Source organism: Rhodococcus sp. 06-235-1A (assembly GCF_002258785.1).
Taxonomy (GTDB): domain Bacteria; phylum Actinomycetota; class Actinomycetes; order Mycobacteriales; family Mycobacteriaceae; genus Rhodococcoides.
Genome location: NZ_NOYI01000021.1, coordinates 130,362 through 152,631 on the forward strand (window position 1 = coordinate 130,362; position 22,270 = coordinate 152,631).

General features: G+C 65.1%; 22 protein-coding genes. 11 read left to right on the forward strand and 11 right to left on the reverse strand.

Features of this window, described 5'->3' with window-relative positions:
- Positions 1–66: 66 nt before the first annotated feature.
- On the forward strand, positions 67–1,395 hold the full coding sequence (locus CH275_RS19685; protein ID WP_094679964.1) for a cryptochrome/photolyase family protein: 1,329 nt from the start codon (positions 67–69) through the stop codon (positions 1,393–1,395).
- A 4-nt stretch (positions 1,396–1,399) separates the two neighbouring features.
- Here the strand turns inward: CH275_RS19685 and CH275_RS19690 are convergent, their stop codons facing one another.
- Both CH275_RS19690 and CH275_RS19695 read right to left on the reverse strand, forming a co-directional pair.
- Positions 1,400–2,302 (reverse strand): DMT family transporter, encoded by a 903-nt coding sequence (locus tag CH275_RS19690; RefSeq protein ID WP_094679965.1) that lies wholly within the window; start codon positions 2,300–2,302, stop codon positions 1,400–1,402.
- A gap of 136 nt (positions 2,303–2,438) precedes the next feature.
- Positions 2,439–4,295: a propionyl-CoA synthetase gene (locus tag CH275_RS19695; RefSeq protein ID WP_094679966.1), complete on the reverse strand. Its 1,857-nt coding sequence runs from the start codon at positions 4,293–4,295 to the stop codon at positions 2,439–2,441.
- 713 nt (positions 4,296–5,008) lie between these two features.
- Between CH275_RS19695 and CH275_RS30295 the strand changes: the two genes are divergently transcribed.
- Together CH275_RS30295 and CH275_RS30435 are read left to right on the forward strand one after the other, a co-directional pair.
- The gene (locus CH275_RS30295) at positions 5,009–5,356 is read left to right on the forward strand and encodes an endonuclease domain-containing protein (protein WP_306436959.1); all 348 of its coding nucleotides are present in this window, start codon (positions 5,009–5,011) and stop codon (positions 5,354–5,356) included.
- Between the two features lie 175 nt (positions 5,357–5,531).
- Positions 5,532–5,963: a hypothetical protein gene (locus tag CH275_RS30435; RefSeq protein WP_094679967.1), complete on the forward strand. Its 432-nt coding sequence runs from the start codon at positions 5,532–5,534 to the stop codon at positions 5,961–5,963.
- Positions 5,964–6,033: 70 nt separating this feature from the next.
- Here the strand turns inward: CH275_RS30435 and CH275_RS19710 are convergent, their stop codons facing one another.
- The 6 genes from CH275_RS19710 to CH275_RS19735 form a co-directional block, all read right to left on the reverse strand.
- Positions 6,034–7,518: a carboxyl transferase domain-containing protein gene (locus CH275_RS19710; RefSeq protein WP_094679968.1), complete on the reverse strand. Its 1,485-nt coding sequence runs from the start codon at positions 7,516–7,518 to the stop codon at positions 6,034–6,036.
- A 9-nt stretch (positions 7,519–7,527) separates the two neighbouring features.
- A complete protein-coding gene (locus tag CH275_RS19715; protein ID WP_094679969.1) occupies positions 7,528–8,727 on the reverse strand; it encodes an ABC transporter permease in 1,200 nt (399 codons plus the stop codon).
- The gene (locus CH275_RS19720) at positions 8,724–9,617 is read right to left on the reverse strand and encodes an ABC transporter ATP-binding protein (RefSeq protein ID WP_094679970.1); all 894 of its coding nucleotides are present in this window, start codon (positions 9,615–9,617) and stop codon (positions 8,724–8,726) included. The genes CH275_RS19715 and CH275_RS19720 overlap by 4 nt, the downstream gene beginning before the upstream one ends.
- Positions 9,618–9,633: 16 nt before the next feature.
- On the reverse strand, positions 9,634–10,185 hold the full coding sequence (locus tag CH275_RS19725; protein ID WP_094679971.1) for a hypothetical protein: 552 nt from the start codon (positions 10,183–10,185) through the stop codon (positions 9,634–9,636).
- The gene (locus tag CH275_RS19730) at positions 10,182–10,454 is read right to left on the reverse strand and encodes a helix-turn-helix transcriptional regulator (protein WP_094679972.1); all 273 of its coding nucleotides are present in this window, start codon (positions 10,452–10,454) and stop codon (positions 10,182–10,184) included. Before CH275_RS19730 ends, CH275_RS19725 begins: the two co-directional genes overlap by 4 nt.
- Positions 10,455–10,518: 64 nt before the next feature.
- On the reverse strand, positions 10,519–10,974 hold the full coding sequence (locus CH275_RS19735) for a MarR family winged helix-turn-helix transcriptional regulator (protein WP_094680284.1): 456 nt from the start codon (positions 10,972–10,974) through the stop codon (positions 10,519–10,521).
- A gap of 81 nt (positions 10,975–11,055) precedes the next feature.
- Here CH275_RS19735 and CH275_RS19740 point away from each other — a divergent pair, with 81 nt between their 5' ends.
- Positions 11,056–11,886: an alpha/beta fold hydrolase gene (locus tag CH275_RS19740; protein ID WP_094679973.1), complete on the forward strand. Its 831-nt coding sequence runs from the start codon at positions 11,056–11,058 to the stop codon at positions 11,884–11,886.
- A 64-nt stretch (positions 11,887–11,950) separates the two neighbouring features.
- On the opposite strand, the gene CH275_RS19745 is transcribed toward CH275_RS19740, so the two are convergent.
- Positions 11,951–13,582 (reverse strand): ABC-F family ATP-binding cassette domain-containing protein, encoded by a 1,632-nt coding sequence (locus CH275_RS19745; RefSeq protein ID WP_094679974.1) that lies wholly within the window; start codon positions 13,580–13,582, stop codon positions 11,951–11,953.
- A gap of 89 nt (positions 13,583–13,671) precedes the next feature.
- Here CH275_RS19745 and CH275_RS19750 point away from each other — a divergent pair, with 89 nt between their 5' ends.
- Together CH275_RS19750 and CH275_RS19755 are read left to right on the forward strand one after the other, a co-directional pair.
- Positions 13,672–14,520: an aldo/keto reductase gene (locus tag CH275_RS19750; protein WP_094680285.1), complete on the forward strand. Its 849-nt coding sequence runs from the start codon at positions 13,672–13,674 to the stop codon at positions 14,518–14,520.
- 40 nt (positions 14,521–14,560) lie between these two features.
- Positions 14,561–15,382 (forward strand): uroporphyrinogen-III synthase, encoded by an 822-nt coding sequence (locus CH275_RS19755; RefSeq protein ID WP_094679975.1) that lies wholly within the window; start codon positions 14,561–14,563, stop codon positions 15,380–15,382.
- On the opposite strand, the gene CH275_RS19760 is transcribed toward CH275_RS19755, so the two are convergent.
- On the reverse strand, positions 15,379–16,446 hold the full coding sequence (locus tag CH275_RS19760; protein ID WP_094679976.1) for an NAD(P)-binding domain-containing protein: 1,068 nt from the start codon (positions 16,444–16,446) through the stop codon (positions 15,379–15,381). The genes CH275_RS19755 and CH275_RS19760 overlap by 4 nt on opposite strands.
- 62 nt (positions 16,447–16,508) lie before the next feature.
- Between CH275_RS19760 and CH275_RS19765 the strand changes: the two genes are divergently transcribed.
- From CH275_RS19765 to CH275_RS19775, 3 genes are all read left to right on the forward strand, one after another.
- Positions 16,509–17,240 (forward strand): enoyl-CoA hydratase, encoded by a 732-nt coding sequence (locus tag CH275_RS19765; protein WP_094679977.1) that lies wholly within the window; start codon positions 16,509–16,511, stop codon positions 17,238–17,240.
- Positions 17,237–18,571, forward strand: a complete 1,335-nt coding sequence (locus tag CH275_RS19770) for an ammonium transporter (protein ID WP_094679978.1) — start codon at positions 17,237–17,239, stop codon at positions 18,569–18,571. Before CH275_RS19765 ends, CH275_RS19770 begins: the two co-directional genes overlap by 4 nt.
- A 192-nt stretch (positions 18,572–18,763) precedes the next feature.
- Complete coding sequence (locus CH275_RS19775; RefSeq protein WP_094679979.1) at positions 18,764–19,438, forward strand: hypothetical protein; 675 nt, start codon at positions 18,764–18,766, stop codon at positions 19,436–19,438.
- Between the two features lie 66 nt (positions 19,439–19,504).
- Here CH275_RS19775 and CH275_RS19780 read toward each other — a convergent pair whose 3' ends face one another.
- Entirely contained in the window at positions 19,505–20,452 is a 948-nt protein-coding gene (locus CH275_RS19780) for an alpha/beta fold hydrolase (protein WP_094679980.1), read from the reverse strand.
- Positions 20,453–20,650: 198 nt separating this feature from the next.
- Here CH275_RS19780 and shbA point away from each other — a divergent pair, with 198 nt between their 5' ends.
- On the forward strand, positions 20,651–21,232 hold the full coding sequence (gene shbA, locus CH275_RS19785) for an RNA polymerase sigma factor ShbA (RefSeq protein ID WP_094679981.1): 582 nt from the start codon (positions 20,651–20,653) through the stop codon (positions 21,230–21,232).
- Between the two features lie 44 nt (positions 21,233–21,276).
- On the forward strand, positions 21,277–22,266 hold the full coding sequence (locus tag CH275_RS19790) for a hypothetical protein (protein WP_256991124.1): 990 nt from the start codon (positions 21,277–21,279) through the stop codon (positions 22,264–22,266).
- The last annotated feature ends 4 nt before the right edge of the window (positions 22,267–22,270 follow it).

Below are 22,270 nucleotides of genomic sequence, written 5' to 3' on the forward strand. Positions count from 1 at the left end.
AGGACCCAACGGAGGGAATCCGGCGTGGTCGGGTTGCACGCCGAGCGGATGGGTAAGACTGGAACCATGTCGCTCGTATGGTTTCGCCGTGATCTCCGTCTGGGGGATCTGCCCACCCTCACCGCCGCTGCCGAGTCCGGGGACCCGGTGCTCGGGCTCTTCGTGCTCGACGACGGTTTGTTGAAGCCGTCCGGCGGACCGCGCAAGGACTTCCTGTTTCGGTCGCTCGAGGCATTGGACGAGCAGCTCGACGGCCGGTTGATGGTGGTGCACGGCGACCCCGCGACGGTGGTCCCCAAGGTGGCGAAGGCCATCGACACCTCGGACGTGCACATCAGTGCCGACTACGGCCCGTACGGCCGTCAGCGAGACAAGCGCGTCGGCGAGAAGGTGACCTTGGTCGAGACCGGCTCCCCGTACGCGGTCGCTCCCGGCCGGATCCTCAAGAGTGACGGCGAGCCGTACAAGGTGTTCACGCCGTACTCACGACAGTGGCTCGAACACGGCTGGCGCGGGCCGGCCGATACGTCGGCAGACAGCGCGACGTGGATCGACCCGGGCGAGGTGAAAGGCGTTCGGCGCGTGAAGATTCCATCCGAGAAGGAGGCGTCCGACGCGGCGGCCGGCGAGGCGGCGGCGTCGAAGCAGTGGAAGGAGTTTCTCGAGGAGGTCTCGGCGTACGACGACGAGCGCAACCGTCCCGACCTCGACTCGACGAGCCGGATGTCGGTCCATCTGAAGTACGGAACCATTCACCCGCGGACGATGCTGGCCGACCTGGGCAAGCTCCGCAGCGAGGGCTCGGCGTCGTACCGCAGACAGATCTGCTGGCGAGACTTCTACGCCGACATCCTTTTTCAACGCCCCGACAGTGCCAGGGAGAATTACGTCAAGAAGTTCGACGCGATCGAATTGGACTCGGGCAAGCACGCCGACGAGTTGTTCGACGCCTGGTGCAAGGGCGAGACGGGCTTTCCGATCGTCGATGCCGGTATGCGGCAACTGAACTCCGAGAAGTGGATGCACAACCGAGTACGGATGATCGTCGCGTCGTTCCTCGTCAAGGATCTGCATCTGCCGTGGTGGCGGGGTGCACGCTACTTCATGCAGCATCTCGTCGACGGCGATCTTGCCAGCAACCAGCACGGCTGGCAGTGGACCGCGGGAACCGGTACCGACGCCTCGCCGTACTTCCGCGTGTTCAATCCGATCACCCAGGGCGAGAAGTTCGATCCGACCGGCGAGTACGTCCGCCGCTGGGTGCCGGAGCTGCGCGGTGAAGAAGGAAAAGCCGTGCACACGTTGAAGTTCGGTCGACCCAAGGAGTACGTCGATCCGATCGTCGACCACAAGCACGAGCGGGAGGTGGCGATCGCCCGCTTCAAGGCCTTGTAAGAGCTCAACGCTTGCGGGACAACCCGACTCCTACCAGGCAGATCACGCCGCCGACCACGGCGAGGACATGCGGAACCTCGCCCAACAGGAGCCAGGCCAGTGTGATCGTGATCGGCGGCACGGCGTACGTGGTGATGCCGAGCTTGCCTGCGTTCATTCGCGTCAACGCATAGGCCCAGGTGCTGAACGCCAGCGCAGTCGGGACGAGACCGAGGTAGATCAATCCGCCGGTGGCACCGGCGGAAGCGGTCGACAGGTCGTCGAGCAGTGCGGGTGCGAAGGGCAGGGTGCACACCGCGCCGATGGTGCAGGCCATCCACGTGACCTGAAGTCCCGGGATCGTGCGCAGCACCGGCTTCTGGCTGAGCACTCCGATGGCGTAGGTCACCGCGGACACCAAACACAGTGCGATGCCGAGGAAGTCGGCATCGGTCCTGGTTGTCGAGGTCGTGGTCACGGCGGTGACGACGCCGACCATCACGGCACCGGCGAACGCAATACCGGCACCGATCACCAGCCACCTCGGAAAGCCCTCGCCCAGAAGCAGACCCGCGAACAGGGCAACCAGAATCGGTCCGATCTGAATGATCATCGACGTCGTACCGGCGTCGACCCGTTGCTCGGCGGCATTGAGGGCGACGTTGTAGACACCGAACCAGAACACCCCGACACTGATGATCTGTAGCCATTGTGTCCGGTTCGGCTTGACCCACCGTCTTTTGGCCAACACGATCGCGCCGAGTGCGAACGATCCGATCAGCAACCTGCCCAATGCCAGCGGGCCGGCACCGAAGGATTCGCCGACGCCGCGAATGGCGACGAAAGCCGAGGCCCACGAGATCACCGTGACGGTGACCGCACCGAGTGCCAGCCAATCGACGGCGGGGCGGGTGTCCAGATCTGTCATGTCGATGACGCTATCGCGCGGCGGGTTGCCATGGCGCGCGGTTTTCGGCCATCGTTGCGCGAATTCGCGTCGGCAGCGTCCCCATCCGTCGTGCGCGTTTTGCGTACCTGGACATACGCAAAACGCGCACGACGGGTCAGCGGCCGAGCAACTTCTCCAACGCGTCGAGGACTGCCGGATCCTCGATGGTCGACGGCACGCCGTACTCCTCACCGGCGACGATCTGGCGCATCGTCTTGCGCAGGATCTTGCCCGAGCGGGTCTTCGGCAGTGCACCGACGATCGTCACGTCCCGGAAAGTCGCGAGTGCGCCGATCTGATCGCGGACCATGGCCACCAGTTCGGTGCGCAGTTGTTCCTCGGTGATGGTCTCCCCGGCCTTGAGCACCACGTACCCACTGGGGCGCTGACCCTTGAGGTCGTCGTGAATTCCGATGACGGCGCATTCGGCGACGGCGGGGTGGCCGGCCAGCACGGCCTCCATCGACCCGGTCGACAGGCGGTGGCCGGCCACGTTGATGACGTCGTCACTGCGGCCGAGCACGTAGACGTACTCGTCGGCGTCGATGTATCCGGAATCGCCGGTGAGGTAGTAGCCGGGGAACGTATCGAGATACGAACGCTGGAAACGTGATTCGTCGTTCCACAGACCCACCAGAGCACCGGGTGGCAGTGGTAGCTGCACGACGATGTTGCCCTCGGTGCCTGCGTCCACGGGATTGCCCGATGCATCCAGAATGCCGACCTGGAATCCCGGCACCGGTACCGTCGGCGATCCGGGTTTGATCGGAAGTGGCTCGAGGCCGCGAAGATTGGCGCAGATCGCCCATCCGGTTTCGGTCTGCCACCAGTGGTCGACGACCGGTCGGTCGAGCGTGCGCGAAATCCATTCGTAGGTATCGGGATCGAGGCGTTCACCTGCGACGAACAGGGTCTCGAGCGAGGAGGTGTCGTACTTCTCCAGCTCGGCGGCGTGGGGATCGACCTTGCGGATGGCTCGCAACGCCGTCGGCGCGGTGAACAACGCTCGGACACCGTGATCCTGGATCACCCGCCAGAATGCGCCCGCATCGGGGGTCCCGACGGGCTTGCCCTCGTAGAGAACCGTTGTGGCACCGGCGAACAGCGGCGCATAGACGATGTACGAATGTCCGACGACCCAGCCGACGTCGGACGCCGTCCACATCACCTGTCCGGCACCCACGTCGTAGATGTTGCGCATCGACCACGTCAGCGCGACGGCATGGCCGCCGTTGTCGCGCACCACGCCCTTGGGCTTGCCGGTCGTGCCCGAGGTGTAGAGGATGTACAGCGGATCGGTGGCGAGCACCGAAACCGGTTGGGCGGCGGGGGCGTCGGCGATGAGGGTGTCCCAGTCCAGCCAGTCGTGGTCGCCGGGAATTCCCTCGCGCGACTTCACGATCACCGACGGCGTCTTCGCGGTGGTGAGAGTCAGCGCGCGTGCCACCAAAGGGAGGTATTCGATGACGCGACCCGGCTCGAACCCGCCGCTGGCGGTGATCAGCAGGACCGGCTCGGCGTCGTCGATCCTCGCCGCGAGCTCCTTCGCCGCGAACCCGCCGAACACCACCGAATGCACTGCTCCGAGTCGAGCGCAGGCGAGCATGGCGATCACGGCCTCGGGAATCATCGGCAGGTAGATCACCACGCGGTCGCCTGGGGAGACGCCGTTGCTGCTGAGCACCCCGGCGAAACGAGCGACCTGATCGAGCAGTTCGGCGTAGGTGTAGCTGCGGGCGAGTCCGAGCATCGCCGAGTCGTAGATCAATGCGGTCCGGTCGCCGTGCCCGGCGTCGACGTGCCGGTCGAGGGCGTTGAAGCAGGTGTTCAGGCGGGCCCCGGGAAACCAGTGCGAGCCATCGAAGGCTGTGGTCGGTGGGGTGTCCCAGTCGACTCCTGCGGCGGCATCGAGCCAGAATTGCTCGCGGTTGTCGATACTGCCGTCGAACGCCTGCCGATACTCGCCACTCATGCTCTGGAGCGTAGTTCGAGGGTGGGGTGATTCGGGCCGGGTTGCGCACTACCGGCGACGACCGGCGGAATCCCGTCGACCGACGGTCGTAGCGTGCAACCGTGCCTATCGCGGCGGCCATGCCCTGTGGATATCGTCATCGAGTTGTCCACAGTTGCGAGATTGCCACTGTTGCGCAGGCTCCACAGCCGCAACGGTGTAGCAATGGGGGTTTACACGGTGCAGCAATTGGCGGCGCAAGGGCTCAGCACGAGCGCTGTGTCGAGGCGATCGCAGTCGGGGGAGCTCGTACGCCTTCTGCCGCAGGTCTACGCGACGGAGAAACCGGACTACTTCGGACTGTGCACCGGTGTGACTCTGTGGAGATCGGAAGCCGCACTGAGCCATGAAAGTGCGGCCTGGTTGTGGGGGCTGATCGAGTACGAACCGCGTCTGGTCTCTGTCACCGTGGCCCCGAACGTCCAGTCGAGGTCGGTGCCGTGGGTTCGAATTCATCGCCGACGCCTCGTCGAGGTCCAGCTCCACCGAGGCCTGCGAGTCGTGTCATTGGAGCAGACATTCGTCGATGTCGCGACCTCGTTGTCGACGCCCGATCTCGAGAAATTCTTCGACAACGCCATCGACCATCACCTGCCGTGGCGACGGGTCGCCGCATTGTGCACCACGGCAAAAGGAATGCACGGAATGGCTGCTGTTCGGAAGCAGCTCCGAACGTGCTGCCCGAGAACACGATCCGAGCCGGAGCGCGTGGTAGCGCGGGCATTGACCGCTCGCCACTTCACGATGGAGATCAATGCGCGCGTAAAAAGTTCTACGGCGACCTGGTCGACTTTTCCGCACGAGTCATCGTCGAAATCGATGGCCGAGAGTTCCACACGGATCCCGCGACGTTCGACAACGATCGTCGACGGCAGAACGAGTTGGTACTCGATGGATGGTTGGTGCTGCGATACTCGGCCGCAACGGCGCTTGCGGACCTCGATCGCGTGGTGGACGAAATCATCACCGTGGTGCGGCGTCGCCGGAAATCGATCGCGGCAACAGACCGTCGACTGCCCTGAATACGCGCCGGCACCGGGCCTGGGTGCGCATTACCGGTGCCCACCTATGGAATTCCGTCGACCGAGCCCACTTTCGTGCACTGGTGCCCGGTCTGCGTCAAGAATCGTGGCGCAGGCGTCAAGATTGCGTCAACACCTCTGTTCGACGCCACCGCCCAGCGCAAGACTGCTTCTCATGACACTTCTCGACATGCTTCCGTCTCTCGGTGCCGCCTATGTTGCGCGGTGCGATCCAGCGCTCTGGCCCGCCGATACGCATTGTGTGTGCGGCCGCATCACGGTCGACGGCGTCGCGCTGGAGGATGTGGCCGATGCGCAGGGGACTCCGGTGCAGTGGGGCTCGATTCTGGTGACTCGGGTGCGGTCGGTGATCGCCGGCGAGGTGGGTGTCGACGCCGAGTTCGGGGATCTGCTGCAGGCCGTGGTGGTCAACCGGCATTCGGTGGGTGCTGTGGTCAAGGTCGATGTGCACAGCCCAGGGCGCAGTTGCGTCAGCCCGGTGGAGCTTCCCGCCGACCTTCGTGCGGGTGATGTGCTGGCGCTCGTGACCTCGCAGGTGCACGGCGGAGCCTGCGGTCGTTCCGCAGGCTCCACTCCGGTCTCGTAGCAGGGGGCGAGGCGGGAGTGGAGCCTGCGGAACGACCCGAAGGCACCTCGCTCACATGCGGCGGAGCCGCTCATCCCAGCGTGCGGTAGCGGCCGAGTCTGGATTGCGCGCGGGTGGCGGAGTCGATGGTCGACAGCACGCGTAGTTCGCGGACGATAGCATCGGCGACTCGTGCGGAGAATGCAGCGGGCTCGTCGGCAGCGTCAGGAAGTTCAGGGACGATCGCGTCGACGATGCCGTCGCGCAGCAGATCGACCGAGCGGATGCCCTGCGCCTCGGCCATGTCCGGGGCGTGAGCGGTGTCGCGGTGCACGATGGCACTGGCGCCCTCTGGCGGAAGTGGTGCGAGCCACGCGTTCTGGGCGCACAGCACTCGGTCGGCGGGTAGAAGCGCGAGCGCTCCACCGCCGGTGCCCTGGCCGAGCAGAACCGACACCGTCGGGGTGTCGACGGTGACCAGGTCGGAGATCGATCGCGCGATTTCCGGTGCCAGGCCGCCTTCCTCGGCTTCCTTGGACAATGCGGCACCGAAGGTGTCGATCACCAGTACGAGCGGGATACGTAGTTCCTCGGCGAGACGCATTCCCCGTCGAGCCTCGCGCAGTGCCGCCGGACCCATCGTGGCGGTGGCGGTGCTGCTGCTCCGGTCGTTGCCGAACAGCACGCAGGAGACTCCACGGATGCGGCACAGCGACAACAGAATCGAGGTATCGGCCTCGCCCTGACCGGTGCCGCTGAGTGGAACGTGTTCGCTGGCAGTGTGTTCGATGAGTTGCCGAATGCCTGGCCGGTCGGTGCGGCGGGACGACTGCACCGAATGCCACGCCGAATTCTCGGGGATTTCAACCGGTTCCTCGCCGGCATCCTGGGGCCACACGGCGGCGTCGACGATCACGCGAAGTGCGCGGATCAACAAGTGGCGCAGGTGATCCACCGGCACCACACCGTCGATGACGCCGTGCTGGTAGAGGTTCTCGGCGGTCTGGACGCCGTCGGGAAACGGCTTGTCGTACAACGCCTGATAGACGCGGGGCCCGAGGAACCCGATGAGGGCGCCCGGCTCGGCCACGGTGATGTGAGCAAGCGACCCCCAAGATGCGAACACGCCTCCGGTCGTCGGATTCCGGAGGTACACCAGGTACGGCAGGTGCGCCGCCTTGTGCGCGGTGACGGCGGCGGCGATCTTGACCATCTGAACGAAGGCGAGTGTGCCCTCCTGCATGCGCGTGCCACCGGAGGTAGGGGAGGCGATGAGCGGCAGCCCCTCGGCGGTGGCGCGTTCGATCGCGGAGGTGATGCGCTCGGCCGCAGCAACGCCGATGGAGCCGGCGAGAAATGCGAACTCGCACGCGATGATCACCACGCGTCGCCCGTCGATGGTGCCCTCGCCCGTCACCACCGACTCGTCGATGCCGCTCTTCTTCCGAGCCTTGGCAAGGTCCCTCAGATAGGACTCCCCAGGATGGACGTCCACCGGCGTGGAGTCCCAGGACACGAACGATCCGCCGTCGAGAACGGAATCGAGAATCTCGGCGGCGGACGTCCGTGGGCTCATGGAAGAACCCTAGCGAGCAAACGCTTCCTTCCACGAGACGGTCTTGCCGATCCGAAGAATGGAACGCTGGTAGATCTTCGCCGCACCCATCGCGAGGATCGCGGTGGTGATCACCATCAGGACTGCCGAACCGATGATCTGCACCGGCGAGGTCACGCCGGCGGCGATGCGCAACGGCATCATGATCGCGGAGAACGGTGGGATCCAGCTCAATGTGTTCGCGAGTGTGCTCTCCGGATCGCTGACGGAATAGAAGGCGGCGAAGAACATTGCCATGATCAGGATCAGCAACGGCATTGTCGTCGAGTTCACGTCCTCCTGCCGCGAGACCATCGAGCCGCCCGCCGCGTAGAGCACTGCGAAGAACGCGAAGCCCAGGATGAACCAGGCCAACGTAGCAGCGAAGACACTCACCGCAGCGCCGGTGACGGTGAGTACGCCAGTGCCCAATCCTGCTCCCACACCGGCAATTCCGTACAGGGCGAGCTGCAGGATGCCGACGGCACCGATGCCGAGGATCTTGCCCCACAGCAGCTGCAGGGGGCGAACGGTGGAGAGCAGCAGTTCGACCACGCGTGAGGACTTCTCTTCGACGACGCCCATCGCGACGTACATACCGAAGCCGATGATCTGGGCGTACAGCAGGAACACGGCCGACAAGGCCAGAGCGGTCCGCTGACCGGCCTCGGGGTCCGGCGGATCGATCGCGTCGACGGTGACCGTAGCGGCACTTGTTGCAGCCCCGAGTTCGCTGCGATCGACGCCCTGTTGTGCCAGTGCAGCATTCGTGGCCTGTGTTGCAACACTGCCTTCGACGACGGCACGCAACGTGCCGGTCAGGTCGGACTCGGTGACGGCTGTGTATGCGCCTGCGGTTCCGTCCGGAACCAGCGCCACGTCGAGATCTCCCGATTCGACGCCGCTGCGTGCGGCCCCGGCGTCGGCGATCTCGCGAACCTCGACCGGAGACCCGACGGCGTCGCCGGTTGCTTCCACCACGGCAGCGATGGACTGGTCGCCGGCGATGCCGATGACGTCGCGCTCTTCGTCACCGCTGCCGGAGAAGATCGAGAATGCGATGATGCCGCCGACGATGACGGCCAGGATGATCACGTTGCTGATGACGAAGCTCTTCTTCATCACCTGAACGGTGAACTCGCGCTTGGCGATCAGTGACACCGCGCTGAAGGAATTCAGTTGTGAGCTCATGCCACTACCGCCTCTCGGAACAGGTCGCTCAGGGAAGGTTTCTGGATGGAGAATTCGTGTACCGGTCCGGTCGCCAGCGCGGCCCGCAGGACAGATTGGTCGTCGGCTCCCGGTGCCAATCCCAGAACGGTGATGCCGTCGCTCTGACCGAGGATGCTCACTCCGTCGATGCCCGACGCCCATCCGGGGGCCGCGTTCGGTGCGTGGACGTGTAGGTGCGAATCGCCCGATCCGCGTAGTTCGTCTACGGTGCCGACGGCTTTCATCGAGCCGGAGGCGATGATGCCGACGCGGTCGCACAGGCGTTGCACCAGGTCGAGCTGGTGGCTCGAGAACACCACCGGTACTCCAGCAGCTGCTTTTTCGCGTAGGACCTCGCTCATGACGTCGACGGCGATCGGGTCGAGTCCGGAGAATGGCTCGTCCAGGACCAGAACTGCGGGGTCGTGCACCAGCGCTGCGGCCAACTGCACGCGCTGCTGATTACCCAGGCTCAATGCGTCGACGGTGTCGTTGACGCGCTGATCGATGCCGAGACGTTCGGTCCAGCGGATAACAGCTGCCTTGGCGTCCTTGGACGACAACCCGTGTAGTTCGGCCATGTAGGCCAACTGCGGGCCCACCTTCATCTTCGGATACAGCCCACGCTCCTCCGGCATGTAGCCGATGGTGCGGCGGACGTCGAGGTCGACAGGCTTGCCGCCCAACAGAACCTGGCCGGAATCTGCCGACAGGACTCCCAGCGCGATGCGCATCGTGGTGGTCTTGCCCGCGCCGTTGCTGCCGACGAAGCCGAACAGCTCGCCCGGCCGGACGTCGAAGCTGAGGTTGTCCAGGGCGATCTTGTCGCCGTATCTCTTGGAGACGGAGTCGATCGTGAGGGTGCTCATGGTGCCCTTTCGGTCGTTACTTCGGATCGAAATCTTCGGTGTCTTCTGGTTCGGGGTCAGGGGTGATCCACGCGAGAATGATTGCCGGTGCGCACCCGCCGCCCAGCAGAGCAGCGAGCGTCCACAGAGCTCCGGCGTAGGCCAGGTTCTCGTTGTCGTACGCTCCCGACAGCACGATCAGGACCAGAAGTGCCACCATCACCAGGGCCTGAGTGACGGTGAGGCCGATCGATCGTGCTTCGTTGCGCTGCTGCACTTCCCATTCGTCGAGTGCGCCCACCGGTGCATCGCTGTGGCGACGGGACACTGTTTGCAGCGTCGTCCACGCGACGAGAAACATCACGGTGGCCGGAATCCATGCGATCGGTGCCCACCGGGAGAACAGTGACCAAACGGCAACCACCAACAGGGTGAGCAAGGACGCCATCAAGAAGGCGGCGAGTATGCGACGGCGTTTCTGCGTGCGCCAGTTCGGAAGCCAGTGACGGGTTTTCGCGTCGTTCTCGAGGAATCGCCGGGTGCGGTAGGCCTGATAGCGGGTGAGGATGTCGGAGCCGGGCGTAGTCATCGATCCTTCTCCCTTCGGAAGAGTTCGGCCGAGAGTGGTCCGAGTTCGGTGCGCGAGAACACTGCTTCGATCGGCAGGTCGAAGACGTCGCAGATGCGCATCGCAAGGTCGAGGCTCGGGTAGTGGTCGCCTCGTTCGAGGGCACCCACTGTCTGGGGATTCACTTCGACGAGTTCGGCGAGTTGCGCGCGGCTCATCTTTCGTTCTGCCCGCAGAACACCCACCCTGTTGAAGATCGGGAGCACGGTACCGCGCTTGATGGGGCTCATGACAATGAAGTGTTGTATAAACCCAACGATGTGTCAACCAGTAATAACAAATTTGTTGGTATGGCTACAGGCTCTGCTGTTCGCGAGCTGCCACGACGACCGCATGCATGGTCGTCAGAAACTCGTCGATCGTTGCCCGCTGATCGGGTGTGAAGCGTGCGAGTTCGTCGACGGCCCGGCCGATGACGGGGCCGAAGAACGTGGTGCCGAGTTCCGACGCGTGAGCGGTCACGCGCAGCAGTACTCGCCGACGATCGGATGGGTCTGCTTCGCGTGATACCAACTTGCGCTTGCTCATTCGATCAACCAGGGCGGTGACGGATGCCGATTCGAGGCCCAGCTGTCCGCCGAGCCAGCCGGGTGTGGCACGCGTTCCGGCTCGGTCGGCATCGAGAAGGCAGATCAACGCGCGGATGTCTGTCGGGTGAAGTGAGTGCCTCTGGGCGAAGTCTGCGCCGAGGAGATCGAGCTCGACGGTGAGCGCTCGCAACCGATGCACGGCGGTGACAGGTTCGGTCATGTGCTGATCCCTCGGGAGACGCTGGACGTGAAGTCTCTCCATTGTCTATTATCTCGATCATCGAGAGAATAGAGGGTTGCCGTGACGCTGGACGGATTCTTCACCGCCTACGACCGAGTGCTGCAGAAGTGGCCGGCTGATACCCAGGCCATCGACGTGAATACGGGGCACGGCACCACGCGAATCAACGCCTGCGGACCCGTCGACGGCCCGGCTCTGGTACTGCTGCCGGGGGCTGGTGCCACCTCCACCGTGTGGTTCGGCAACGTGGCTGCGCTCTCGCAGCGATATCGGGTGTACGCGGTGGACCTCATGGGCGACGTCGGGCGCAGCGTTCCCGGAAATCAGTCAGTCGACTCCGTGGACGAGTTGCTGAACTGGGTGACGGCGGTGCTGGATGAGCTGAAGCTGCCCACTGTCGCGCTCTGCGGGCATTCCTACGGCGCGATGATCGCTCTGGCGTACGCCCTGCGCAACAAGGACCGCGTCGACGCACTGACCCTGCTCGATCCCAATGCATGCTTCGGCTCCATGAGTCCGCGATACCTGCTTCACGCCTTGCCGATACTGCTGTCTGCCAACGAGAAACGGCAGCGTCGTTTCGTAGCGTGGGAGACCGATGGCCTGGAACTGGATTCCGACTGGCTAGATGTCCTCGCGCTCGGTGCCGCACACTTCCCGACGGCGAAGACCATCGTTCCGAAGAGGCCGAAACCTGCTGCGTTCGACAACTTCGGGGTCCGTACGACAGTGGTCCTCGCAGGGAAAGGGAAGGTACACAACGCCGCTCGGATCGAATCGGCTGTGCATGCCGTTCTGCCGAGTGCGAGGACGGTGATACTCGAGAAGGCCACGCATCACGGACTGCCGATGTATCCCGCCGCCGAGGTGAACGAAATCCTACTGAGCTGACGAAAATCGGGTGCAGCTGACCGCGCTCACCGCGGTCAGTTGCACCTGATTTCGATCACCGCGGCTACAGCTCCGACAGCTGCCCGTCGGCCATAGTCCAGTGCCTCGTGCTGCGGACGGTGTCGAGCATTCTGCGGTCGTGCGTGACCAGCAGCAGCGTGCCCTCGAAGTTCTCCATCGCGCGCTCGAGTTGTTCGATGGCAGGCAGATCGAGGTGATTGGTCGGCTCGTCGAGCACCAGCAGGTTGACTCCACGGGCCTGCAGCAAGGCGAGTGCTGCGCGGGTTCGCTCACCGGGCGAGAGGGACGACGCCGGCCGCAGTGCATCGTCGCCGCGTAGGCCGAACTTGGCCAGCAGGGTGCGGACGTCGGCGTCGGGCCACTCGGGAACTGCAGCGCTCAGGGCGTCGGACACTGTGCCCTCGCCGACGAAATATGCGCGTGCTTGGTCGATTTCACCGACAGCGACTCCGGAACCCAGTGATGCCGTGCCCTCGTCCGGGCTGAGCCTGCCCAGCAGAACCGACAGCAACGTGGTCTTGCCGGAGCCGTTGGGTCCGGTGATGAGAATTCGATCGCCCCACTCGATCTGCGTTGTCACCGGTCCGAACGTGAACCCGGATCGCCGCACGAGAGCACCGCCCAGTACCGAGACGACGGTGCCGCTCCGGGGAGCCGCCGCAATTTCCATTCGCAGCTCCCATTCCTTGCGGGGTTCTTCGACCACCTCGAGTCGCTCGATGCGGCGCTGTGTCTGACGAGCTTTCGCGGCCTGCTTCTCGGTCGATTCGGCGCGGGTCTTGCGGGCGATCTTGTCGTTGTCGGTGGCCTTCCGACGCGCGTTGCGCACCCCCGACTCCATCCAGTTTCGCTGCATCTGTGCGCGAGACTCCAACGCCGACTTGGTGTCTGCGAACTCGTCGTACTTCTCCCGCGCATGCTGGCGCGCGATCTCGCGCTCCGCCAGATAGGACTGGTAGCTGCCGTCGTACACATCGATGCGCCGCTGCGCCCGATCGAGCTCCACGACGCCCGTCACCGTTCGCGCCAGGAATTCGCGATCGTGACTGACGACGACGATCGCCGCCCGCGTCGCGACGACGAACTGCTCGAGTTGCTCGAGGCCCGCCAGATCGAGGTCGTTGGTCGGCTCGTCTAGCAGCAGAATGTCGTAGCGAGCGAGCAGAATCGCGGCGAGCCCGGCGCGGGCCGCCTGCCCACCGGACAGCGCCGTCATCAATGCGCTGCCATCGACATCCAGACCGAGATCCGCAAGCACCTTCGCCGTGCGTTCTGCCAGATCCGCGCCGCCGAGCGCCAGCCACTTCTCCAGCGCCGGGGTGTAGAGGTCCTCGTCACTCGAACCCAACGCCTCGGCGGCTGCGTTCATGGAGGCTTCGGCATCGGTGACCCCGGTACGTCGACCGAGGAAGTCCAGCACCGTCTCTCCGGCGATGCGCTCGGGCTCCTGAGCGAGATAACCGACCGTGGCGTCGGGCGGGCTGGTGTAGATCTCACCCTCGTGATCAGCCGTCCCCACTCCGGCGAGCAGCGTCAACAAGGTCGATTTGCCCGCACCGTTCGCCCCGACCAGCCCGATCACATCACCCTCGGCCACCGTCAGGTCGAGGCCGGAGAACAGCGTGCGATCGCCGTGAAAAGCGGCGAGATCATCGATACGAAGCGTTGCGGTCACACCGAAACTCTATGGCTGTCCTAATTGGTCGTTCCGCAGGCTCCACTCCTGCCGGGAACAACACCACCCCACCCGCCGTTGCCATTCGTATGACGTATTCAGCCGAGACCAGTACTGTCCCGACCATCGTGCTCAACGACGGCACGTCCATTCCCCAGCTGGGGTTCGGTGTGTGGCAGGTGCCCGACGACGGTGCCCAGGCCGCAGTGACCGAGGCATTGAAGGTCGGCTACCGCAGCATCGACACCGCCAAGGTGTACGAGAACGAAACCGGCACCGGCCGGGCCATCGCAGAATCCGGGATCGCCCGTGACGAACTGTTCGTCACCACCAAGCTGTGGAACGACGATCAGGGCTACGACTCCACGTTGAAGGCGTTCGACGCCAGCATGGATCGCCTCGGCCTCGAGTACCTCGACCTGTACCTCATCCACTGGCAGCAGCTCGATCGCGACAAGTACATCGACACCTTCAAGGCATTCCAGAAGCTGAAGGCCGACGGCCGCATCGGTTCCATCGGCGTCTCCAACTTCACCATCCCCACCCTGGAGAAGCTGATCGACGCCGTCGGTGAGGTGCCGTCGGTCAACCAGATCGAGCTGCATCCGCGACTGATCCAGGAAGAGCTGCGCGCGTTCCACACGTCGAAGGGCATCGCCACCGAGGCCTGGAGCCCACTGGGATCGGGCACCATCCTCGACGAGCCGGTGTTCGCAACCATCGGTGAGGCACACGGCGTGACTCCGGCCCAGGTCATCCTGCGCTGGCACATCCAGCTCGGCAACGTGGTGATCCCCAAGTCGGTCACCCCGAAGCGCATCGCCAGCAACTTCGACGTGTTCGGCTTCGAGCTCAGCAACGACGAAATTCAGCAGATCAACGCGCTGGACTCCGCAGACGGCCGCACCGGCCCGGACCCGGACAAGTTCAGCAGCTGAGCTGTCGGTTCCAGGTACGTAGGGGGCCTAGTCTGTACCCATGTCCGATTCGCTCGACGGCAAGACCGTTGCCCTCACCGCTGAACGGCGTGCAGACGAATTGGCCACCATGCTCGAACGCCGCGGCGCGAACATCGTTCACGCCGCGGCGATTCACGTTCTGCCCCTGATCGACGACTCGGATTTGAAGTCCGCCACCGAGGGCATCGTCGAACGACCGCCGCAGATCGTCGTGATCAGTACCGGCATCGGCTTCCGGGGCTGGCTCGACGCGGCCGCCGACTGGGGCATCCGAGATGATCTCGTTGCTGCTCTTGCACATTCGCGGATCATTGCCCGAGGTCCCAAGGCGCGCGGTGCGATTCGTGGTGCCGGGCTGCGGGACGAGTGGTCCCCGGCCACCGAGGCCTCGCAGGAAGTCTCCGATCATCTCGAGGCCGAAGGTGTTGCTGGGGTGGACATCGCAGTGCAGCTGCACGGGGTGATCACCGAGTGGGAACCGACGATCCATCTCAGCGATGCCCTGAGCGACCTCGGTGCACAGGTCCGACCGGTTCCGGTGTACCGCTGGATCCGTCCCGTGGATCAGGCTCCGCTCATCGATTTGTTGGGGCAGATCATCGCCCATCGGGTAGATGCGGTGACGTTCACCAGCGCGCCGGCCGTCGCGTCTCTGCTGTCGACCGCGAAGGACAACGGCCTGCTCGACGCCTTTCTCGACGCACTTCGAGGCCCTGTCGCCGCGATCTGCGTCGGGCCGGTGACGTCGGCCCCGTTGGATGCGTTGGGTGTTCCGACGTCGATGCCGAGCCGGGCGCGACTGGGCGCACTGGCCAAGTTCGTGACCGAGCAGCTCGGTTAACCCAGAGTCTCGAGCAGCTCCGTCACGGCGGCTCGTCCCGCGCGATTGGCCCCGATCGTGCTGGCGGACGGCCCGTACCCGAGCAGATGGACGCGATGGTTCGCGGCGACCCGGGTGGTGAGCCGGCCGTCCATGACGATTCCGCCGCCGTGCCCGCGCAGGCGCAGTGGAGCGAGGTGGTCGAGGGCGCTGCGAAAGCCGGTGGCCCAGAGGATCACATCGGCGTGCTGGCTCGACCCGTCCTCCCACACCACCGAATCTTCCGTGATGGACGAGAACATGGGCTTTCGGTCGAGCGCGCCGCGCTCGTGCGCGGCGGCCAACGACGGAGTCAGCAGCAGGCCGGTCACCGAGACCACCGAGCCGGGTGGCAGGCCCGCGCGCACCCGTTCCTCGACCATGGCGACGGCCTTGCGTCCGGCATCGTGATCGAATTCGCCGTCCCGGAACACAGGTGGCCGACGTGTCACCCAGGTCGTCGTGGTCACCTGCGAGATTTCGTCGAGCAGTTGGACGGCCGAGATGCCGCCGCCCACCACGACGACGTGCTTGCCTGCGAACTCGTCGGCCGTCCGGTAATCCTTGGTGTGCAGCTGCCTGCCCGTGAATCTCTCGGCGCCGTCGTAATGCGGAACGAACGGCTTCTCCCACGTCCCGGTCGCATTGATCAGTCCCTCGGCCATGACGACGGTCTCGCCGGCTTCGACCCGGAACAGGGGTTCACGGTCGCACACGACGGTCACCGTGACGGGGCGTCGAACATGCAGTTCGAAGCGTTCCTCGTACTGGCGGTAGTACCGGGGGACGGCATCGGCGGCCGCGACGCTCTCGGCCGGCTCGTCTCCGAGCGTGTCCGCGAAGGCCATACCGGGCAAGTCGTGCACCCCGTTGACGGTGCTCAACGTCAGCGAAGGCCAGCGGAATTGCCACGCGCCACCCGGGCCGGGGGAGCGGTCCAGCATCACGAACCCGTCGCCTGCGGTGAGGCCGGCGCGGTGTAGGTGGTAACCGGCCGAGAGCCCGGCCTGGCCTGCACCGATGACGGCGACCCGAGTGTCGATCATGAAGACAAGTAGATCAGGCCCCGCACTGCCGGTAGTTGTACCGGTCGGTAACCTCTGCTCTCGTGATCGGACACACACGCGACGGCGACGTCGTCACCATCGAACTGCAGCGCCCGGATCGACGAAACGCGTTGAACTCCGAGTTGTGCCTCGCGGTACATCGCGGAATCGAACAAGCCGAGCGTGACGGCGCGCGGGTCGTGGTCATCACCGGCCAGGGCACCAGCTTCTGCGCAGGTGCGGATCTGACCGGTGATGCGTTTCCCGAGCATTTCGGGCAGATCCTCGAGGAGATGCTGATCGCCGTCGAGTCTGCGTCCATCCCGGTGGTCGCGGCGATCAACGGCCCGGCCGTGGGGGCAGGCACCCAGTTGGCCATCGCCTGCGATCTGCGTGTGGTCGCGTCCGATGCATTTTTCGAGATTCCGTCGACGCGGCTCGGCATCGCGGTGAGCAACTGGACCATCCGGCGGCTGGCATCGCTCGCGGGCGGTGGAGTTGCGCGCACGATTCTGCTGGGCGGGGAGCGGGTGCACGCAGATCATGCGTTCACCTGCGGGCTGGCCAACAAGCTGGGCGACGTCGATGCGGCGACGCAGTGGGCGCAGTCCATCACCGAGCTCGCTCCGTTGGCGCTGAAGCACCTCAAGCTGGTGTTCAACGACGATGGAGCGCATGACGTTCCGACGTCGGAACAGGCCGCAGCGTTCGAGGCCGCGTGGAGCAGCGAGGACATGAAGGAAGCGCGCCGGGCGCGTACCGAGAAGCGCACGCCGAAGTTCGTGGGCAGGTGATCACCGGCGCGCCCGATGCGGGCGATACTGCGTGGTTGCTGGCCAGCACCGCGCTGGTGCTGCTGATGACGCCCGGCCTGGCCTTCTTCTACGGCGGCATGGTGCGGTCGAAGAGCGTACTGAACATGATGATGATGAGTCTGTCGGCGATCGCCGTGGTGTGGTTGCTGTGGTTGGCGTTCGGATTCTCGATGGTGTTCGGCGACAACGTGATCGGTGGGTGGATCGGAAACCCGCTGCAGTACGCCGGTTTCGAGGGTTTGCTGGGCGGGGTGTACACCTCGGCTGGGGGAGCGGTGTCGATTCCGTTGGTGGGAACCGTTCCGGCGCTGGTGTTCGCAGCGTTCCAGGCCGGCTTCGCGATGGTGACGGTGGCGTTGATCTCGGGTGCCGTCGCAGACCGTATGCGCTTCGTCCCCTGGGTCCTGTTCGCGGCACTGTGGTCCACCCTGGTGTATTTCCCGGTGGCGCACTGGGTGTTCTCGCTCGACGGGCTCACGAGTGAATTCGGTGGGTGGATCACCAACCGGCTGGGCGCGATCGACTTCGCCGGTGGCACCGCAGTGGAGATCAACGCCGGAGTGGCCGGGCTCGTGCTCGCCCTCGTGGTCGGCAAGCGTCGCGGCTGGCCGCGAGATCCCATGCGCCCGCACAACCTTCCGGCCGTCATGCTCGGTGCCGGATTGCTGTGGTTCGGCTGGTTCGGCTTCAACGCGGGATCGTCCTTGGCCGCGGACGGCGTCGCCGCGGTGGCCCTGGTGAACACGATGGGTGCCGGAGCGATGTCCATGGCGGCGTGGCTCGTCGTCGAGAAATGGCGGGACGGTCACGCCACATCGTTCGGCGCGGCCTCGGGCGTGGTGGCCGGTCTGGTAGCCATCACACCCTCGTGCGCGGCGGTCACCCCGATAGGTGCCGCGACAATCGGCATCGCGTCGGGTGCGCTGTGCGCCCTGGCCATCGGCCTCAAATACCGCTTCGGCTACGACGATTCACTCGACGTCGTGGGCGTGCACCTCGTCGGCGGCATCGTCGGAACGCTGATGATCGGACTCGTGGCCAGTGCGCAGATGCCTGCGGGTGTGGACGGTCTGTTCTACGGCGGCGGCCTGCATCAGCTGTGGGTGCAGGCGATCGCGGTGGTGGCGGTGTTCGCCTACTGCGCGGTGGTCACCACCGGTATCGCGTTCGCGATCAAGGCGGTCATGGGCGTGCGCGCCGACGCACAGCACGAAGCCGACGGCCTCGACGAGCACGAGCACGCCGAGTCCGCCTACGACTTCGGAGTGGGCCACGGAGGCAGCAACAAGCCTGGTCTTTTCGGTAAGTAGGGGTAACCCGTACACGCCCTTTACGAACCGATCGGTCACTGAAAGTCGTTCTGTCCCTTTCGGGTTGATGCGATCGATCGTTGTTCGATTCGACCCCGTTCGTTCATCTTCGGTTCGCTTCGCCCGCTTGTCGTTCCCATAGCTTTTCGCTGCTCGGTATCGAGAGATGGACACGACGAAAGACAGAGGAACATGAAGCTGACTCGATTCGCGGCAACGTCCGCATTGGTCATTGCAGCGATGACGACCGCCATGGGCACCGCCTATGCGGATCCGGCACCGGCTCCCGCCGCTGCCGTCGGGTGGAACGTCACCCAGGCCGGCAACCAGGTCCTCGTCGACACGACGGCCGGCACCCTGAGCAACGAAGACAACCACCTCGTGGTCCGTGACGCCAATGGCGCACTGGTCGACTCGGTTCCGCTGGCCATTGCCGCCGACGGCTTCTCGCACCCCGTCGCCGCCGTCATCGACGGAAACCACGCCACCCTGACCGCCGATGTCTCGCCTGCCGCGGCAACTCCGGTCTCAGCCTCTCTCCCCGGTCTGCAGCAGGTCGATCTGCCCGCCGCAGTCTCCGGCGTCAAGGACAACCTCGCACTGTCTGCTTCGGTCGGCGGATTCCTTGGCGCTGCAACCGGTCTCGTGGGTGGCTGTGTCCTCGGCGCACTTGCGATGGGCGTAGTTTCGGCTCCGACGGTTGTGCTGTTCGGGCCGGGAACCGTTGCGGGCTGCATCGGTGGCGCGTTGCTTCTCGGCTCGACCGCGTCGCTCGCCGGCACTGCAGTCGGTGGCCTGTCGGCAATCGCCAGCAACGCTGCGCCGTTCGTCCAGCTCCTCAACGCTCCGCCCGCAGTCAAGAAGTAACACCGTCTCGACACCAGAGCTGTGGCCCGCACCGGATTCCGGTGCGGGCCACAGTCGTCGAAAGGTCTAGCGAGCCAGGGCGAGATCTCCCACGTGAGCCCGCCGAGCTGCCGTCACGAGTTCGACGACGGCCTCCGCCACCTCGTGTGCTCGTTCCAGAATCACCATGTGCCCGGCCTGAGAGACGCGCACCAACCGTGCGTCGGGCAGGTGGGAGGCAAGGGTTTCCGAGTGTCGCATCGGCGTCATCAGATCCTCCGAGCCGCACAGCACCAGGGTGGGAATCGAGGCCAGTGCCGCCAGACCGGCTACTTCGTCGAGACCGCGGAACGCCCCCAGAAACCCGGCCATCGTCACGATCGACGTGTCACCGAGCATGGCCGTCGCCAGCGTGACCACCCGCGGGCTGACTTTCCGTGATCCGCATCCCGCCGTCCTCACTATGGGGGCGCATACCCCGCGACTGAGCTTCTTGGCACCCGACATCAGTCGAGGGGCGCGTCGAACAGCCGCCTGAAACGCCGACACGGCCGGATGCGCGAGGCAACTACCGAGCCCGTCGTCGGTGATCCCGCCCGCGGACGTCGCGATCAACCCGACCCCGACCAGGCGCGATCCGATGTCGTCCGGGTACTGACGCGCGTAGGAGAGCGCCGTCATGCCGCCCATCGAATGTCCGATCACGACGAACGGCCCCACCGGAACGACGGCGCGGATCACGTCGGCCAAGTCCTCGCCGAGCTGATCGATGGTGCAACTCTCCGGCGCGGCTGCACTCGATTCTCCGTGACCGCGATGGTCGTACATCACGATTCGGACGTCGTCTCCCCAGGTCTGTTCCACCTGCGTGCGCAGGTCGGTCCACGACTGCATGCGCAGGCAGTGGCCATGCACGAACACCGCGGTCAGGGGCGCGTCCGAATGGCCGAATTCGCGAACCGCCAGCGCAGTGCCATCGCCGGCAGCGACGGTGCTGCGCCGACCGACCTGATGGGTCTGCTCGCTGGTGTTCATGTGCGCTCCGCGGGTGTGAGGGTCACGTTCTGCGACTCGGTTGTTGTCCGGTACTTCGCTCTCACGACACGCCGTGTTACCTGAATCACATTTTGTTCGGATGTGGTAGCCGCTACGACCAAGCCGATCGGGATTCTGCACCGAAGCACTGATGAGCGCTGACGGTGACGGCGCGCGTTGCCAGTGAGGAGATCGGCCATGAGCGAGACCATGGACAGGCTCGAAGAGGTCGTGCCGCAGGCCGTTGCAGGAGATCGAATCGCACTCGAGCAGGTGCTCGTGCTGGTTCAGCCACCGGTGCGCAGGTACTGCGCCGCGCGGATCGGAAATCTCGACGTCGCCGCCGACGACGTGGTGCAGGACGTCTGTCTCGCTCTGGTCACCGCCATCCCCAAGTATCGCGACATGGGTAAGCCGTTCATGGCCTTCGTGTACGGAATCGCCGCTCACAAGATGGCCGACGCCGGTCGCAGATCGGTACTGCGACAGACGTTCTCCATCGACGACATGCCCGAGGAGCAGTCGCAGGACGCCGGGCCGGAACAGCTCGCTCTCGGTGGTGAACTGCGCAGTCACGCACAGGCTCTGATGGACACCCTGCCGACGAAGTACCGAAAGATCATCCTGATGCGAGTGGTGTGGGGCCTGACGGCACCGCAAACCGGTGAAGCCCTGGGAATGACGGCCGGAGCCGTGCGGGTGGCCCAGCATCGGGCGATGAACATGCTTCGTGCCGAGCTGTCGAACTTCTCTCTCCTGGACGCCCGCACGGCCGCCTGACTCATTCGCCGCGAGGTACCCCGTCGGTGTGATCGACTGTCACGATGACCGGTACAGGGGGACCCGAGCCAGAGCTGGTACCAGAGCAGCCGCATCGACCGAACCGTCAGCAGTGGGTGTTGGCCGCCATCGTGCTCGCCTTCGCCGCGGCCGTGATCGTGCGGAAGATTCTGCAGGAAACCGGCCAGGACCAGACTGCAGCGTTCTACATCGGAATTCCCGCCGTCCTCGCGATCGTCGTCGTACTGTCCGCTCCGTGGGGGAAGGTCGTCGGTACGACGGTCAAAGTGGTGACGGTGTGCCTGTTGCTGTCGATGATCGTGCTGGGTGAAGGCTTCATCTGCGTCATCTTCGCGGCACCCCTGTTCTACGCGGTGGCGATTCTCGTCGCGGTCGTCGTCGGATACGTGCGCAAGCAGGCCGGTGGTGGCACGCTGCAGGTCGCGGTTCTCCCGGTACTGCTGTTGGTCATGGCCTCCGAGGGCGTGCTGCCCGCAACCACCTTCCCCTCGGATTCGACGGTGTCGGCCACCCGCGTGTTCGACGCCTCGTCCGCGGACGTGGCGCGGGCCGTCGGCTCACCGATGCGGTTTCACGACGTGCAGCCGTCGGGCATCTTGTCCTGGGGTTTTCCGGAACCGATGCACGACCGTCTCGAGGGCGGGGAGGTCGAGGGCTCGGCTGTCGGGGACAGGCGGGTCATCGAATTCGCGGGCGCGCATCACCGCCCTGCATTGCTGTCGACGCATCACTGGGGCGAGCAGTCGTCGGAATTGACGCTCGAGGTGGTCGAGCAGACCCCGACGTCGGTTCGGCTGCGGATGGTCTCCGACACGACACCGCTCGCGACGTGGCTGACCTGGAAGAGCATCGAGATCGGCTGGGCCGAGCAGGGTTCGGGCCGAACCGCGGTGACGTGGACGTTGAACTACGACCGTGAGTTGGCTCCGGCCTGGTACTTCGGGCCGATCGAGAATGTCGTGGCAGAGCGCGCAGCGGGGTATCTCCTGGATTCGCTCGATCTGCAGACGTGAGCGC